This window comes from Acinetobacter defluvii (assembly GCF_001704615.3).
GTDB classification, from domain to species: Bacteria; Pseudomonadota; Gammaproteobacteria; order Pseudomonadales; family Moraxellaceae; genus Acinetobacter; species Acinetobacter defluvii.
In genome coordinates, this window is the sequence record NZ_CP029397.2 from 292,057 (window position 1) to 309,453 (window position 17,397).

Consider the following 17,397-nt stretch of genomic DNA (forward strand, 5'->3'; position numbering starts at 1 on the left):
GCAGTCAATTGTCTCTCTTGAATAGGGAGGCACAATCATGATTTTAGAATGGATGTCTGACCCATCGGCATGGGTGGGCTTGGCAACACTGGTTATTCTAGAAATCGTTCTTGGGATTGATAACCTGGTTTTTATTGCCATTCTTGCGGAAAAACTACCGCCCGAACAACGTAATAAAGCACGTATTATCGGTTTAATGTTAGCACTCTGTATGCGTATGGTGCTGTTAGCGTCTATTGCATGGGTGATTACCCTCACTAAACCGCTTTTTCATATTTTGGAACATCCATTTTCAGGACGAGATTTGATCTTGTTGTTTGGTGGTATTTTCCTGTTGTTCAAAGGTACGATGGAGCTGCGTGAACAGTTGGAAGGGCATGGGCCGATTAAAGAAGAAAATCCTGTGCATGCGGCTTTTTGGATGGTCATTGTCCAAATTGTCGTGCTTGATGCCGTGTTCTCTTTGGACAGTGTGATTACTGCTGTGGGGATGGTGAAAGAGCTATCAGTCATGATGATTGCTGTGGTGATTGCTGTGGGAATCATGCTGTGGGCATCTAAGCCATTGATGGAGTTTGTAAATAAGCATCCCACCATCGTGATTTTATGTCTATGTTTCTTGATGATGATTGGTTTCTCACTCATTGTTGAAGGCTTTGGTTATCATATTCCAAAAGGTTATTTATATGCAGCAATTGGTTTCTCGGTCATGATCGAGTTCTTTAACCAAACCATGCGTAAAAACCAAGAAAAAACAGTCACAACGACAGATTTGCGCTTCCGTACTGCATCGGCTGTAATGCGAATGTTGGGGGGCAAAACGGCAACAAGTTCTGATAGTCAAAATAGTAAGTCTGAAGATGTATTGGCGACACAAGCGTTGGCAGATGAGATTTTTGACTCTGAAAATAGTGCATATCACAGTGTGATGGTACAAGGTGTTTTAGGGTTATCTGAGCGTCCTGTAAAATCAGTCATGACCCCTCGTCCAGAATTAGAATGGTTAGATTTAGATGAGGATGAAGCGACAATCAAAGAAAATTTAATGTCGATGGCACATTCACGGTTAATTTTAGCGCATGGCGAACTTGATAATATCGCAGGGATTGTGCCAACACATAAAGTGCTGAATGACTATATCGAAACGGGTATTTTGGATTTTGACAAACATCTTCGTGAACCTGTGATTGTGCATGAAAATGCGCAAGTACTCATGGTCATGGAACAACTCCGTCAAGCCCCCCTACAAATGGCGATTGTACTGAATGAGTATGGCTCAATTGAAGGGATTGCAACCCCGATTGATGTATTAGAAGCGATCGCAGGTGAATTCCCTGATGAAGATGAAATGGAGGCTGCTGCAGAGAGCTTGGAAGATGGCTCATTAATGCTGGAAGGTTCGACCGATATCCGTCATGTTTCCTTATTGCTAGGATGTGATTTAGTCGATGAATCTGAACAATATTCAACACTTTCAGGTTATATCTTATTTCATTTAGGTCGTTTGCCTGAAAATGGTGTGAAGTTTGAAGCGGATGGTTATCTGTTTGAAGTCGTCACGATGGATGGGCATAAGATTGATAAAGTTCATATTGTTGCATTGCAAAAACCTCAAGATGATGACTAACAGGCATACTGTTTAAAAAATAGGATTGATTAAATAAGCTGCGTTATGCAGCTTATTTTTTGCCGATGGAAGATGTGTAATGAATCTTTATTTTTCTGAAGCAGTCAATCAGCAGACCTTTGCCTTTTAACTGGTTAGATCAATGAGATAGCGCGATGCTTTGAATAATATCTGGAATAGATTGACCTATTTATAAAATATCTGGCACACAAAGATGCATAAATAAAAAGAGCGTATATCAAATACGCTCTTTTTGGGATTATTTAAAAAAAGTTTTATTGCACTTCATTAATCAAGCTTTCTAAAGAATCATGCGGTTCTTGTCGAGGTGTCGTTGCTTGAGGACGGTTCATTGCAGGAGGCGCTTGACGGGTTGGATTCAGAATTTTTTCCACATCATTGCTTTCACCAGGCAAGTCATCAAAGTCATTTGATGGATTGCGTGCAGGTGTAACTGGCGCAGGACGATAAATTGGTCGTGCTAATGGTGGTGAGGTACGATATTCATCTTTCTTCGCTTGAGAGGTGTCTTCTGTTGCAATATGACCACGTTGTTCTCTTGAAATAGGATCTTTGGCATTTTTATCAAAATGCACCCAAGCTGATGGTGTCCCTTCAAGTGCTTTACCCATAAAGTTTGTCCAAATTGGTAAGGCTGCAATACCACCATATTCACGACGACCGAGTGTTGAAGGTTTATCAAACCCAACCCAAGCAATGGTTACTAGTTTGCCATTAAAGCCAGCAAACCATGCATCTTTGGCATCATTGGTTGTTCCTGTTTTTCCGCCGATATCACTACGACCAATTTTCAAAGCCGCACGACCAGTACCATGTACAATTACATCACGTAAAATATTAGCCATATCATAAGCAGATTGTGATTTTAAGATACGTTGTGCTTGGCGGTACTGACTTTGTTCTTCTTTGCTTAACGCTTTGGTAGTTGTTGATTCAGCTTCTTGTTCCAGTGTTTGATTGGTCATTTCAATAACTTCATCATCTGGTGTGCTTGCTTCAGCATCAACTACATCACCTTTTTGATTGATGCATGAAATACATGCATACTCAGGTTTTGCTTCATAGATGGTTTTGCCATAGGCATCTTCAATACGACTGATGAAATGCGGTTGTACGCGATAACCACCATTGGCAATGGCTGCATAGCCTGTTGCCATTTGTACAGGTAATACTTGCGGTGTACCTAGGGCAATGGTGAAGTTACGCGGAATTTGATCTTCTTGTAAACCAAAGTCCATCAACAATTGACGTGCACGCTCTACACCCACACTTTGCAATAAACGTACTGAAACGGTATTTCGGGATAAATACAAAGCTCGGCGTAGTGGAATCATTCCTAAATAACGACCATCAGAGTTCTTAGGCGTCCAACGACCAATTGTGATTGGACTATCATTGACCATACTATATGGTGTCATGCCACGCTCAAGTGCTAAGGCGTAGATAAATGGTTTAATGGTTGAACCAGGTTGTCGCCAACCCTGTAAAGCACGGTTAAATTTAGACTGATAAAAATTATACCCCCCCACAACAGCTTCAATTGCACCATCATTTGGATTAATCGCAATCAATTGTCCTTGAACTTTCGGCACTTGAACCAGTGACCAAGCCGTTTTTTCAGCATTTGGTCGTAAGCGAATAATATCTTTAACTTTAACAATTTGTGAAGCACGACTAAAGCCACCACCGACACTGTTGGCATTACGATAGGGACGTACCCATGACATACCTGACCAAGGTACAGTCACTTTAGAGCCATCTTGCATTAAAGCATCAAAGCTATTGGCATAAACTTTCACCACTTCGGCAGGATAGGTGTTGGCATAAGGTAGAAAGTCTTTCAGTGGTTTGTCATGTGCTTCAGGACCACGCCAACCGTGACGGCGGTCATAATCCTCTAGCCCTTTTTGTACAGCGTCTTCTGCATATTGCTGGCGTTTACTGTCAATCGTCGTATAGACCTTGTACCCTGAGTCTATTGCGAGCTCACCAAATTTTTCTACCAGTTCTGAGCGAACCATTTCACCCACATACGGGAATTTATTATTTATGCCACGGTTAGGCATACTTAAGCTGACAGGTTCAGCAACGGCTTTATTATATTGAGTTTGGTTAATATACCCTAGTTGCAGCATACGACCCAAAATCCAGTTACGACGCTCTAAAGCACGTTCAGGGTTGACCACTGGGTTGTATTTTGATGGAGCTTTGGGTAAACCTGCAATCATTGCCATTTGGGCAATGCTGAGCTGATCTAAGCTTTTGTCATAATAAATTTTTGCAGCTGCTGCAATACCATACGCATTTTTACCTAAAAAGATTTTATTGACATAGAGCGTCATAATTTCTTCTTTAAATAGATTTTGTTCAATTTTTCTTGCTAAAAAAACTTCTGTTAATTTTCTCTTTAATGTTCGTTCAGGGGTCAAGTAATAATTTTTTGCAACCTGCATGGTGATGGTTGAACCACCAGTTTGTGCACCGCCAGTCACAGATTCACTTACCGCACGTCCTAAACCTTTAAAACTTACACCGCTATGTTCAAAAAAAGATGAATCTTCCGCTGCTAAGAATGCATGAATAAAGTTTTTGGGTATTTGGTTGTACTCGACAGGGACAGAAAGCTTACCCCCATATTCTGCAATTAATTGATTATCCGCAGTATATACTTGCAAAGGCTTAAGTAATGGCGCCTTTTTTAAGGAGCCCATTTCTGGTAAAGATGGTGCAATATAGAGGTACATTCCATAAAAACCCATCGGGATTGCTATTAAAATAATGATAATCAGCAAAAAAAATGGGTGAACATACCCTGAACGAGATAGCTTTTTCATAACAAGTAAGTTTTAATAAGAGCTAATAGCAAACTAATTGATGGTCAGTATAGCTTTTCATTTAACAGATTGTTAGATGACTTATTGTATCTATAAAAAATTTAGACCAATTGCAATCAGTTTGTGACGTTTTTTGGGGATAAAAATAATAGGAATTTAATCGTGCTTAGAATCAGTCGTAAGCAAGCTAAGGGGCTTATAGGGGTGGATATTAGTTCGACCTCTGTAAAGATATTAGAACTTTCTGTTAAAAACGGTCGTTATTGGGTGGAAAGCTATGGATTAAGTCCATTGTTAGACGGAAGTGTGGTGGAGAAGAATATTCTCAACCCAGAGGCAGTATCAGATGCTTTAGAGCGTGCGGTGAATATTGCAAATCCCCAATCTATGAATGCGGCTGTTGCAGTAACCAACTCCATGGTGATTCAAAAAGTCATCGAAATGGATGCAGACATGAACGATGATGAGCGCGAAGTTCAAATTCGTATGGATGCAGAGCAATATATTCCATTTCCATTGGATGAGGTGAGTCTAGATTTTGAGGTTTTACCTGATAAGCTGCCGAACCCAAATCGAGTGAATGTAGTTCTTGTCGCAACACGGACTGAGAATGTCGATGCACGGGTTGAAGTGCTTGAGATGACAGGTTTGACTGCAAAAGTGGTCGATACAGAAAGCTATTGTATGGAACGTGCTTTTGAAGTGTTCTCAGATACGCTACCCATCGGTGCCAATATAGTCGGTATCTTAGATATTGGTCATACCATGACTACGCTTTCAGTTATGCAAAATGGTCAGATTATCTATACACGAGAACAAGTCTTTGGTGGTAAGCAGCTTACTCAGGATGTACAAAGCCGTTATGGTTTGTCTTATGAAGAAGCGGGTCGTGCGAAAAAAGATCGAACCTTGCCTGATGACTATGAAACTGAAGTTCTTATGCCATTTTTGGAAGCTGTTGTTCAACAAGCAGCACGATCTCTACAATTCTTTTTCTCCTCTTCGCAGTTTAATGAAATTGATCATATTTTGCTGGCTGGGGGGAATGCGAATATTCCTGGACTTGCGAAATTATTACAACAAAAACTGGGTTATCGTGTAACTGTAGCAAACCCATTTTTACAAATGGGTTTTTCACCCCAAATCGACCTAAAAAAAATAGAAAATGATGCGCCATCGTTAATGGTTGCGTGTGGCTTAGCAATGAGGAGTTTTGATTAATGGCAAAGATTAATTTACTCCCGTGGCGTGAAGAACTAAGAGAACAACGAAAAAAGCAATTTGTTGCGATTAGTATTGGTATCGCTATATTGGGGTTTATCATTGTATTGTTGGCTTGGATGTATTTTAATCAGCGATTAGAAGATCAAGAGCAAGCAAACCAGTTAGTTGTAAGTACCAATCAAAACTTAGATACTCAACTCAAAACACTAGATGGTTTACAAGAACAGCGTAATGCGATTATTGAACGTATGAAGTTGATTCAAGGTTTACAAGGTCAGCGACCTGTGACTGTACGTTTAGTCGATGAGTTAGTACGTGTGGTTCCGCCAGCCATGTATATCACTAAATTTAGCCGTACTGGAGATAAATTTACCATCGAAGGGAAAGCAGAGAGTCCAAACACTGTCGCGGATTTATTGCGTGGATTGGAAGCATCTGAGTGGTATAGAAATGCGTTCATGAATTCGTTCTTGGCAGCAGAAGAAAATAAAAATAAACCAGCAACTTCAGTCGTGCCACGCGCTGAAGAATCTTATGGAAGTTTTGTTGTGAGCGTTGATATTGGGGAAATTGCACAGGCTGCGAAACCTGATGCAGATCAAGCGCAAGCGAATGGGGGTGCTAAATGAGTCGTTTAGATCTTGAAAAAGCAGATTCAGTCAAAGATGCACCACAAAAGAAAAAAATGACGGTAGATAAATTCTTCCAGCAATTTAATACCTTAGATATGAATAACTATGGTAGTTGGCCAATGTCGGTCAAGATTACCTGTTGGTTATTTATCTTATTCGTGGTTGGTGCGATCGGTTATTTTCTTGTGATGAAACCGAAGCTAGATGCGATAGATTCGGCCCGTGCACAAGAGCAAACGTTGTTAAATGAGTTTAAAGAAAAAGATTCGAAACTTAGAAATCTTCAGCAATATCAAGCACAGTTACAACAAATGCAAATGGACTTTAATCAACAATTGGAACAGCTACCCAAAGAAACTGAAATTCCAGGTTTGGTTGAAGACATTAACGTGACTGGCGTAAGCTCTGGTTTGAAATTTAAAAATATCAAACTAGAAAACGAAGTGCAGCAAGAATTCTTTATTGAGCAACCAATTTCAATAGAAGCAACAGGGGATTATCATTCATTTGGTGGTTTTGTGAGTGGCATTGCTGCTTTACCACGAATTGTTACCTTGCATGATTTTACCATTACAGCTGAAGCACCAAAGGATGCCAAATCTGATATGCCTTTAGTAAATTATACTTTAAATGCAAAAACCTATCGTTATATTGGTACAGATGTTGAAACAGCAACAACAGAGAATGTTCCTCAAAGTACAAATGCAGCAACGACAGGTACAGCCTCAAGCTCAAATAACTCTTCACAAACAACAAGTAAAAAGGGGAGAAAATAAGCATGAATTTATTTAAGTTAATGAGCGGAATTTCTCTTGCTGCTTTATTGGTTGGATGTGATTCCAGAATTGATGCAGTCAATCAGCAAATGGCAGCGATTCGTAGTCAGCCACCTTTACCGATTGAGCCTGCACCAACATTTGATCCTGTGCCAAGTTTTAATTATTCCGCACAGCAATTGCGTAGCCCATTTTTACCAAGTTCATTGGCCAATGAGCTAAAAATTATGTCTGGGAAACGTGTTTATCCAAACTTCTCACGACAGCCTCAGCCTTTAGAAAGTTATGCGCTTGAAACTTTGAGTTTTAAAGGCAGTATGAAATCAAATAATGGGAAAATTGTTGGTCTGATTCAGACACCAGATAAAGAAGTGGAACGTGTGCAAACAGGAAACTATTTGGGAATGAATCAGGGGCGAATTATTTCAATCACTCCAACCCGAATTGATCTGTTAGAGATCGTACCAGATGGGCGAGACGGTTATATCGAAAGACCACGAAGTCTAGTATTGATCGGTCAATTAGATTGAGAATGAATGAAGGAATAAAAATGAAAAAGAGCATTAAAAACTTTTGGGGTGGGGACGGCATATTTATGAACACTTATTTACGTCAATTTTCAATGGCAGCAGTATCAATTGCGGTGATGCAAGCCGCAGCTGCACAAGTGACAATGACCAATGTAGTACCAATGCAATTAGCAGGACAAGGTACTGAGATTCGTGTCATGTTCAATGGTTTACCTCCACAGCCACAAGCGTATCAATTAGAATCACCTTCTCGTTTAGTGTTGGACTTTAATGATACAAAACAAGGTTTAACACAAACATCAATTCCAGTAGCAAGCGCAGAGGCATCTTCAGTCAATGTTGCATCGGATGCACAGCGCTCACGCTTAACTGTAAATTTAAATAATAGTGGTGCTTTTACAACGCGTGTAGAAGGCAATACATTTATTTTAAAAATAAATAATGCAAACCAAAACGGTGGTCTTGAAAACTTAGGACCGACTGTTACCAAACCCGCTCAAGGTATCGCAGATATCGGCTTCCAACGTGGTAGCAAAGGTGAAGGTCAGGTGAGCATTAATTTAGCAGGGGTGAATACTCCTGTGGATGTACAGCAACAAGGCAGTAAAGTTGTCGTACGTGTATTGGGGAATAAAATCCCAACGCATCTAATTCGTCGTTTAAATGTCAATGATTTTGCGACACCCGTGGCAACGATTGATGCGCATAATGATGGTAATAACGGTGTGGTTACCATTCAGTCTACAGGCAGCTATGAATACATGGCTTATCAAGCTGAAGATAAGCTAACCATTAGTCTAAAACGCCCAGAAGATACGCGTCCAAATAAACCTTCATCGAGTCAATCTTATACGGGTAAGAAAATCTCCCTAGATTTCCAAGATATTGAAGTGCGTCGTGTACTACAATTATTGGCTGATTTTACGGGGGTGAATATGGTTGCTGCCGATTCAGTACAAGGCAATATTACTCTGCGTTTAAAAGACGTTCCTTGGGATCAAGCACTAGATATTATTCTTAAAACGAAAAATTTAGATAAGCGCCGTAATGGGGATGTAATTTGGATTGCACCTGTTCCTGAGTTGATTAAATCCGAAGAAGATGAAGCAAAAGCTATTGCGCAAAGTATTAAACTTGCTCCAATTCAAACTGAATATATCCAGTTAAGTTATGCCAAAGTCGCAGATGTATTAAAACTTTTAGAAGATTCGAGAGATGGAAAAGGTGCCGAAAATAATAGAACAACCAACACTGACTCCTTAGCCTTAGAAAGCTTGCTGAGTTCACGTGGTAGTGCAGTGGCTGATATTCGAACCAATATTTAATCATCAATGATACTGCAAAAAATATTGATAAAGTCCGAAAAATGGTGGATTTACTCGATGTTTCGGTCAAGCAAGTCATGATTGAGGCGCGCATTGTTCGAGCATCGACAGGCTTTTCAAAAGAAATGGGGGTAAAGTGGGGGATTCTATCGCAAGGGGTAACACGTAATAATGACTTACTTGTTGGCGGTAGTAATGAAACATTATGGGAATTGAAAACACCTGATGATGACGGTAAATATACAATTACTACGCCACAGAACTTAAACGTTGATTTGGGTGTAGCAAACGCTGCAGGTAAAATCGCCTTTGGTTTAATTAGCTTGTCTGACTTTATGTTGGATCTAGAGTTATCGGCATTACAAGCCGATGGTTATGGTGAGGTAATTTCGACACCAAAAGTCATGACCGCAGATAAACAAAAAGCTAAAGTGTCTTCAGGTCAACAAATTCCCTATACCACCACTACGAACTCTGCTGCCGGCTCAACAGCGACCACTGAGTTTAAAGATGCGTTGCTGAGTTTAGATGTAACACCGAGTATTACCCCAGATGGTAAAGTGCAAATGCAACTGAATATCAGCAGTGACTCTCGTGGGGATACTGCACCAAATGGTGAAGTGATTTTGAATAAGAACGAAATCAATACCAATGTTTTGGTGGATAATGGTGAAACAGTGGTACTTGGTGGTATCTTTGAACAAGAAACCCAGAATACAACAACGAAAGTTCCATTCTTTGGTGACTTACCCTATATTGGGCGTTTATTCCGTAATGATGCCAAAATTGAAAATAAACGAGAGCTGTTAATCTTTGTAACACCTCGAATTATTAATGACAGCAGTGCGAGAAATCATTAATATACTTTTAATGAAAGCAATTCAATAGGTGACTCCTTGCCAAGCAAAGAGTTTGAGTCCCTACCAAATTTATATTTGGTAGGGCCCATGGGAGCAGGAAAAACTACTGTTGGTCGACACTTGGCGGATCTGTTAGGTCGTGAGTTTTTAGACAGTGATCATGAGATTGAGCGTAAAACTGGTGCAACAATTCCTTGGATCTTTGAAAAAGAAGGTGAACAAGGATTTCGTACTCGTGAATCCGTTGTCATTAATGAGTTAACCACCAAGAAAAACTTAGTACTTGCTACAGGTGGTGGAGTAGTCACACAAGCTGTAAATCGAGAATATTTAAAGCAACGTGGAATCGTTATTTACTTATATACCCCTGTTGAGCTTCAATTACAAAGAACATATCGGGATAAAAATCGTCCTTTATTGCAAGTTGAAAATCCTGAGCAAAAATTAAGAGATCTGCTGAATATTCGTGATCCTTTATATCGAGAAGTTGCCCATTATATTATTGAAACCAATCAAGGCGCAGCACGAGATTTAGCGCAACGCATTTTACAATTGATTATGTCTAAAGAAATTATTTAATACTGCTGGTTAGGTATAGGTATTCATGCAAACGTTACATGTTGAACTTGGTGATCGTCGTTATCCTATTTTTATCGGGAGTCACTTAAAACCTCAAGAATTACTTGAACCTTATATTAAAGGGCAGCAGGTGATGTTGGTGACCAATACCACTGTACAGGCTTTGTATTTACAGCATTATGTTGAATCAATTGAGAAATTAGGTAAAAAAGTTGCAACTTGTATTCTGCCAGATGGTGAAAAGTATAAAACTATTGAATACTTAAATTTAATTTTTGATGCTTTGCTGGAAAATGGATTTAACCGCGATGCAACTGTATTGGCATTGGGTGGGGGTGTCATTGGAGATATGGCGGGCTTTGCTTCTGCTTGTTTCCAACGTGGTGTGTATTTTATCCAAGTGCCAACCACATTATTGTCACAAGTAGACTCGAGTGTTGGTGGTAAAACAGGAATTAATCATCCACTTGGAAAAAATATGATTGGGGCTTTTCAGCAACCTCAAGTCGTTTTAGCAGATATGGCACAACTGCGCACTTTGCCTCCGCGTGAGTTATCAGCAGGTTTAGCGGAAGTGATTAAGTATGCCTTGTTGGGGGATGCGGAGTTTCTCCTATGGCTTGAGCAACATATGGAAGCTTTACTTGCACAAGATGCTACTTTATTGGCGGAAGCGGTCTATCGTTCATGTGCGCATAAAGCACGTATTGTTGCCAATGATGAAAAAGAACAAGGTGAGCGTGCATTATTAAATTTAGGTCATACTTTTGGTCATGCGATTGAGTCCTATTTAGGCTATGGTGAATGGTTGCATGGTGAGGCAGTTGCAACAGGTATGGTGATGGCAGCTGATTTATCTCAGCGTATGGGATGGATTTCGCTAGCTGATTTAGCGCGTACAAAAAAAATCATACAACGTGCAAAATTACCTATAGTATGTCCTCAAATTCCACTTGATGAGTTTTTAGCATATATGTCTCATGACAAAAAAGTGCTGAACGGTCAGTTGCGTTTGGTGTTGATGAAGCAACTTGGACAAGCAATAATTACTAAAGATTTTGATGTGGAATTGATGAAACAAGCAATTCTTGCTAACCAAGCATAAAAGGTTAAGTTAATGGCAGCAATTCGTTCAAATTGGCAAAATATTCAACAATATATTTGGTTAATTCTAGGATTGCTGTGTTTTCTTACAGCAGTCATTTTTTGGGCAATGACCGATACCAAAGAACTGGTTGAAGTCGGCAATCCCATTGAAGAAACTCAAGTACAGATTCAGCCTGAAAAAGTGGCAGCAACGACCCATCTTGGTGCATTAATGGATGAAGTCCGACCACTTGAAATGACGACACGTGTGGTTGCATCAGGAAATCACGAACCTGAGTTTCGAGGAAATAAATTTTTTGAAGAAAATAAGAAAAACTACATTGTAGAATTATTTAAATCATCAAATGAAGATGTAATTCGTGGCTTTTTAGTGAAACAAACAGATCGTAAGAATTTGATTTATTTTCGTTTAAGCGAAGAAGATCAACCCGAGCAATATGTGATAGCTTATGGTGTTTATAAAAATGCTGATCTTGCAAAAGCAGCATTACAACAACTGAATACATTAAAATTACCAAACACGATTCAACCTCAAGTCATTCACTTAGAGACATATGCAAGTTTAGTGAATGACTTAGGCTCAGAAGAAATGCTAGGTGGCAATAGGCTTTATGGAATTAATTTAAAACCAGCAGCTTTGCCCATCATCGATGAAACATTGCTTGTACAACCTAAACCAACAGTGCAACAGCCACGAAGCATAACTCAACCCAGTTCTTCAACGCCTAATCCTCCAGTAGTATCTGGGAGTACCACAAGTACAACAACAGAACCAAAACGCCCTGCAACTACAAGAACACCAACGACGAATACAGCACCTACAGCTCCAGCTAACCCCAATACAATACCAATGCCAGAAAGAAAACCGAGTAATAATGAAATTAGTGACCCATTTAACTAAATGGTACTAAAATAGAGCGAAATTAAAGTTAAATAAAAATATTTGCACAGAGTTGGTGCGATATTGTATAAACCAATTGAAAAAGAATTTTTTAAAGAAGCTTTATTTTTATAAGATTTACTTTATTTAGTGAATGGAAATAAGTTTTGGCATATTTATTGCTTTATTGGTGTGCTAATTAAGTGAATTGTCCCTGTTTTGGCGCAAGAGATTTGAATTAGTGTCCGATTTAAACCAGTTGTATTGCTTTAAATAAGTGCAAAAGTCAAATTATAGAAATGTTTTTGTAATTAAATTTAAAACACACTGGCAGTAGTAACAACCGAAAGTGTATGACTAATGATAAGCCCATATGCTCACTGGTTTTAGATATTAGAAATTTGCCCTAATGGGCCTCTGTTAAAAGAAGGGTACGCTATGCACATGCCATCGCCTAATACTGTAGCTCCCGCTCAAGGTTTATACCAACCTGATGAGTTTAAAGATAACTGTGGTTTCGGTTTGATCGCCCATATGCAGGGTGATGCAAGTCATGACTTAGTCAAGACCGCGATTCATAGTTTAAGTTGTATGACGCACCGTGGTGGTATTGCGGCAGATGGTAAGACCGGTGATGGTTGCGGATTATTATTGGCGATGCCAAAAGCATTTTTCCGTGAAGAAGCGAAAAAAATCAGTGATATTACCCTGAGTGAAATTTTTGCTGTTGGTACAGTATTTTTAAATTTAGATCCTGCTTTAGCGGCACATGCAAAACAAATTCTAACCAAAGAAATCGAAGAAGAAGGTTGTCGTGTCATTGGCTGGCGTGTGGTTCCAACCAACAATGATGCGTTGGGTTCGATTGCGATGCAGTCCTTACCTGCATTTGAGCAAATTTTTGTCAATTGCCCAATGGGTGTGACCGAAGTGGAATTCAACCGTAAACTTTTTATGGCGCGTCGTCGTGCAGAACAACAAATCAGTAACGACCCATATTTCTATGTGACTACGCTATGCTCAACTGTCATTACCTATAAAGGGTTAATGATGCCGGCATACATTGCTGAATTTTATACAGATTTAGCAGATGAGCGTTTAGCATCACACATTGTGGTGTTTCATCAGCGTTTCTCGACCAACACCTTACCACGTTGGCCGTTGGCGCAGCCGTTCCGTTATTTGGCACACAATGGTGAAATCAATACCATTACTGCCAACCGTAATTGGGCAGCAGCACGTACCCCTAAGTTTGAAAACCCATTATTACCTGGTTTGACTGAGCTGAATCCAATCATTAACCGTACAGGTTCAGATTCTTCAAGTATGGACAATATGCTTGAAATCTTAGTTGGCGGTGGGATGGACTTGTTCCGTGCCTTGCGTATGCTCGTACCACCTGCTTGGCAGAACGTGGAAACTTTAGATGCTGACTTGCGTGCGTTCTATGAGTTTAACTCAAAACACATGGAAGCATGGGATGGTCCTGCGGGTCTGGTGATTCAGGATGGTCGTCATGCGATTTGTATGTTGGATCGTAACGGTTTACGTCCTGCACGTTGGGTGATCACGAAGAATGGTTATATCACACTTGCATCGGAAATCGGTGTTTGGGGGTATGAGCCTGAAGATGTGGTGTCTAAAGGTCGTGTTGGACCGGGTCAAATTCTCGTTGTAGATACCTTTACAGGCAAAATGCTCGACACTAAAGATGTCAGCAACCACTTGAAAAAAATGCGTCCATATCGTGAATGGTTACGTGAAAATTCAGTGCGTGTGCAAGGTAGCCCTGAGCTTGAAGAATATTTATGTGATCAAGGTTTAAAAGGTGATGCGCTAAAAGCTGCACAAAAAATGTTCATGGTGACGTTTGAAGAACGTGATCAATTGCTGCGCCCAATCGCTGAAAGCGGTCAGGAAGCAGTAGGTTCAATGGGGGATGATACGCCAATGGCAGTATTGTCACGCCAAGTACGTCATGTGACTGATTATTTCCGTCAACAGTTTGCCCAAGTGACCAACCCACCAATCGATCCATTACGTGAATCGATCGTGATGTCATTGGAAACCTGTTTAGGTCGTGAGCAAAATGTATTTGAGCAAGGTCCTGAACATGCAGACCGTTTGATCATTTCAAGCCCTGTGTTGTCCAATTCAAAAATGCACCAAATTCGTACACTCGGTCGTAAGGGCTACGAAATTGCAGACATTGACCTGAACTATGCTGAAAACGAAGGTTTAGAAGCAGCGATTACACGTATTTGTGAAGAGGCTGCACAAGCGATTCGTAATGGCAAAACATTATTGGTGATTTCAGACAAGAAAATCCGTGAAGGTTTCTTGCCTGCCAATGCGACGATGGTCACAGGTGCGATTCACCACTATTTAATCGAAGTGGGTTTGCGTACCGATGCCAACATCATTGTTGAAACTGCGCTTGCACGTGATCCGCATCAATTTGCGGTGATCTTAGGCTTTGGTGCAACGGCGATTTATCCATATCTTGCTTATGACGTGATCAATGATTTGATTGCCAAAGGTGAGTTGTTGGGCGATCCAATCCATGCACAAGCGAATTTCCGTAAAGGCATTGAAAAAGGTTTGTTGAAAGTCCTGTCTAAAATGGGGATTTCAACAGTTGCGTCTTATCGTGGTGGTCAGCTCTTTGAAGCAGTCGGTTTGTCTGATGAAGTGGTTGCGAAATGCTTCACAGGCGTTCCAAGCCGTATCAAAGGAGCGACTTTTGTTGACCTTGAAAATGATCTGAAAAAACTCGCTGAAACTGCGTGGAAATCACGTAAGCCGATCGATCAAGGTGGTTTGCTGAAATTCGTTTTTGATAAGGAATATCATGCATTTAACCCAGACGTGATCAATGCATTGCATAAATCTGTACGTTCAGGTAACTATGCAGACTTTAAAGAATATGCAGAGTTGGTCAATCAGCGTCCGATTGCAACGATTCGTGATTTATTCAAATTGAAAACAGACAATTCGATTCCTTTGGAAGCGGTTGAATCTGTCGAAGAAATTCTGCCACGTTTTGATTCTGCCGGTATGTCTTTGGGTGCATTGTCACCTGAAGCACATGAGGCGATAGCGATTGCAATGAACACCATTGGTGGTCGTTCAAACTCAGGTGAGGGCGGTGAAGACCCTGCACGTTATGGCACAATTCGTAACTCGAAAATCAAACAGATTGCATCAGGTCGTTTCGGTGTAACGCCTGCGTACTTAACGTCTGCGGAAGTGTTGCAGATTAAAGTGGCGCAAGGTGCAAAACCAGGTGAAGGCGGTCAGCTACCAGGTGGTAAAGTGAATGGCTTAATTGCACGTTTACGTTATTCTGTGCCAGGCGTAACCTTGATTTCTCCACCTCCACACCACGATATTTACTCAATTGAAGATTTATCACAATTGATTTTTGACTTAAAGCAAGTCAATCCGCAAGCAATGGTCTCGGTGAAACTGGTGTCTGAACCAGGTGTAGGTACGATTGCAGCAGGTGTAGCAAAAGCCTATGCCGATTTCATTACCATTTCGGGTTATGACGGGGGTACAGCAGCATCACCATTATCATCGATTCATCATGCAGGTTCACCATGGGAGTTAGGTTTGAGCGAGGCGCACCAAGCGCTTCGTGTCAATGACTTACGTGGTAAAGTGCGTGTACAAACTGATGGTGGTTTGAAAACAGGTCTTGATGTGGTGAAAGCAGCGATTCTCGGTGCTGAAAGCTTCGGTTTTGGTTCTACTCCGATGATTGCTTTAGGTTGTAAATACTTGCGTATTTGCCATTTAAATAACTGTGCAACAGGTGTTGCAACGCAACAAGATCATTTGCGTCAGGAACACTACATCGGTGAACCTGAAATGCTGATCAATTTCTTCCATTTTATTGCAGAAGAAACGCGTGAATGGTTAGCGGCACTAGGTGTTGCATCATTAAAAGATTTGATTGGTCGTACAGATTTGCTTGAGGTTTTACCGGGCGAAACTGAGAAACATGCGCATCTTGATCTCAGTGCGTTATTGGAATCACATCCTGCCGCAGACGGCAAAGCACAATATTGCCAAGTTCAAGGTAATGCACCTTTTGATAAAGGTGTTTTGGCTGAGAAAATGGTAGCTGAAATGTTGCCTGCAATCGAAGCAAGTACAGGCGGTGAGTTTAATTTTACTGTGGGTAACTGTGACCGTTCAATTGGTGCACGTATTTCAGGTGAGATTGCCAAACGCTATGGTAACCTGAGCATGGAAGCGCATCCTGTTAAGATGAACTTAAAAGGAACAGCAGGTCAGTCACTAGGGGTATGGAATGCAGGCGGTTTGCATATCAAACTAGAAGGTGATGCCAACGACTATGTGGGTAAAGGCATGGCAGGTGGTCGTGTATCGATCTTCCCACCAAAAGGTTCTCCATTCCAAACGCAAGAAACGGCAATCATTGGTAATACCTGCTTATATGGTGCAACAGGTGGTAAATTGTTTGCTGCAGGTACAGCAGGTGAGCGTTTTGCGGTACGTAACTCAGGCGCATTTGCGGTAATTGAAGGTGCAGGCGATCACTGCTGTGAATACATGACGGGTGGTATCGTGACGGTACTCGGCAAAGTGGGTCATAACTTCGGTGCAGGGATGACAGGCGGTTTCGCTTATGTGCTTGACTTGGATAATGACTTTGTTGACCATTACAATCATGAATTGATTGAACTCAATCGTATTTCGACTGAAGCGATGGAAGAACATCAAGAATTCTTAACTCGCATTTTAGATGAACATATCACTGAAACAGGCAGTGCTTGGGCGTATAAGATCCGCAATGAGTTTGATTTCTATAGCCGTAAATTCTGGCTGGTGAAACCAAAAGCTGCCAATTTGCAGACTTTGTTAAAAACCACCAAAGCTGATCCACAATAATTTTTACGACTCAAATTTTAGGTAGGTGTGGATAACTTCGACGATATACACAAGATAAAGAAGTTATCCATACTCACCCACG

At 40.7% G+C, this 17,397-nt stretch carries 10 protein-coding genes and 1 pseudogene; 10 read left to right on the forward strand and 1 reads right to left on the reverse strand.

Annotated features, from left to right (window positions below; translation table 11 throughout):
- Positions 1-37: 37 nt before the first annotated feature.
- Positions 38-1,627: a TerC family protein gene (locus DJ533_RS03755; RefSeq protein WP_065993305.1), complete on the forward strand. Its 1,590-nt coding sequence runs from the start codon at positions 38-40 to the stop codon at positions 1,625-1,627.
- A 275-nt stretch (positions 1,628-1,902) separates the two neighbouring features.
- Here the strand turns inward: DJ533_RS03755 and ponA are convergent, their stop codons facing one another.
- Entirely contained in the window at positions 1,903-4,482 is a 2,580-nt protein-coding gene (gene ponA / locus DJ533_RS03760) for a penicillin-binding protein PBP1a (RefSeq protein ID WP_065993306.1), read from the reverse strand.
- A 162-nt stretch (positions 4,483-4,644) separates the two neighbouring features.
- Here ponA and DJ533_RS03765 point away from each other — a divergent pair, with 162 nt between their 5' ends.
- The 9 genes and pseudogenes from DJ533_RS03765 (at position 4,645) to gltB (ending at position 17,315) form a co-directional block, all read left to right on the forward strand.
- Positions 4,645-5,703 (forward strand): pilus assembly protein PilM, encoded by a 1,059-nt coding sequence (locus tag DJ533_RS03765; RefSeq protein WP_065993307.1) that lies wholly within the window; start codon positions 4,645-4,647, stop codon positions 5,701-5,703.
- On the forward strand, positions 5,703-6,335 hold the full coding sequence (locus DJ533_RS03770; protein ID WP_065993308.1) for a PilN domain-containing protein: 633 nt from the start codon (positions 5,703-5,705) through the stop codon (positions 6,333-6,335). The genes DJ533_RS03765 and DJ533_RS03770 overlap by 1 nt, the downstream gene beginning before the upstream one ends.
- Positions 6,332-7,114: a type IV pilus inner membrane component PilO gene (locus tag DJ533_RS03775; protein ID WP_065993309.1), complete on the forward strand. Its 783-nt coding sequence runs from the start codon at positions 6,332-6,334 to the stop codon at positions 7,112-7,114. Before DJ533_RS03770 ends, DJ533_RS03775 begins: the two co-directional genes overlap by 4 nt.
- 2 nt (positions 7,115-7,116) lie before the next feature.
- Positions 7,117-7,644 carry a pilus assembly protein PilP gene (locus DJ533_RS03780; protein WP_065993310.1) on the forward strand — a complete coding sequence of 176 codons (528 nt, stop codon included), beginning with the start codon at positions 7,117-7,119 and terminating at the stop codon, positions 7,642-7,644.
- Between the two features lie 65 nt (positions 7,645-7,709).
- A pseudogene (gene pilQ, locus DJ533_RS03785) lies at positions 7,710-9,829 on the forward strand (type IV pilus secretin PilQ).
- A 36-nt stretch (positions 9,830-9,865) separates the two neighbouring features.
- Positions 9,866-10,408 (forward strand): shikimate kinase AroK, encoded by a 543-nt coding sequence (gene aroK, locus DJ533_RS03790; protein ID WP_065993311.1) that lies wholly within the window; start codon positions 9,866-9,868, stop codon positions 10,406-10,408.
- A 25-nt stretch (positions 10,409-10,433) separates the two neighbouring features.
- Complete coding sequence (aroB, locus tag DJ533_RS03795; RefSeq protein WP_065993312.1) at positions 10,434-11,513, forward strand: 3-dehydroquinate synthase; 1,080 nt, start codon at positions 10,434-10,436, stop codon at positions 11,511-11,513.
- 12 nt (positions 11,514-11,525) lie between these two features.
- Positions 11,526-12,416: a hypothetical protein gene (locus DJ533_RS03800; RefSeq protein WP_065993313.1), complete on the forward strand. Its 891-nt coding sequence runs from the start codon at positions 11,526-11,528 to the stop codon at positions 12,414-12,416.
- Positions 12,417-12,839: 423 nt separating this feature from the next.
- Entirely contained in the window at positions 12,840-17,315 is a 4,476-nt protein-coding gene (gene gltB / locus DJ533_RS03805; RefSeq protein WP_171488528.1) for a glutamate synthase large subunit, read from the forward strand.
- Positions 17,316-17,397 lie beyond the last annotated feature (82 nt).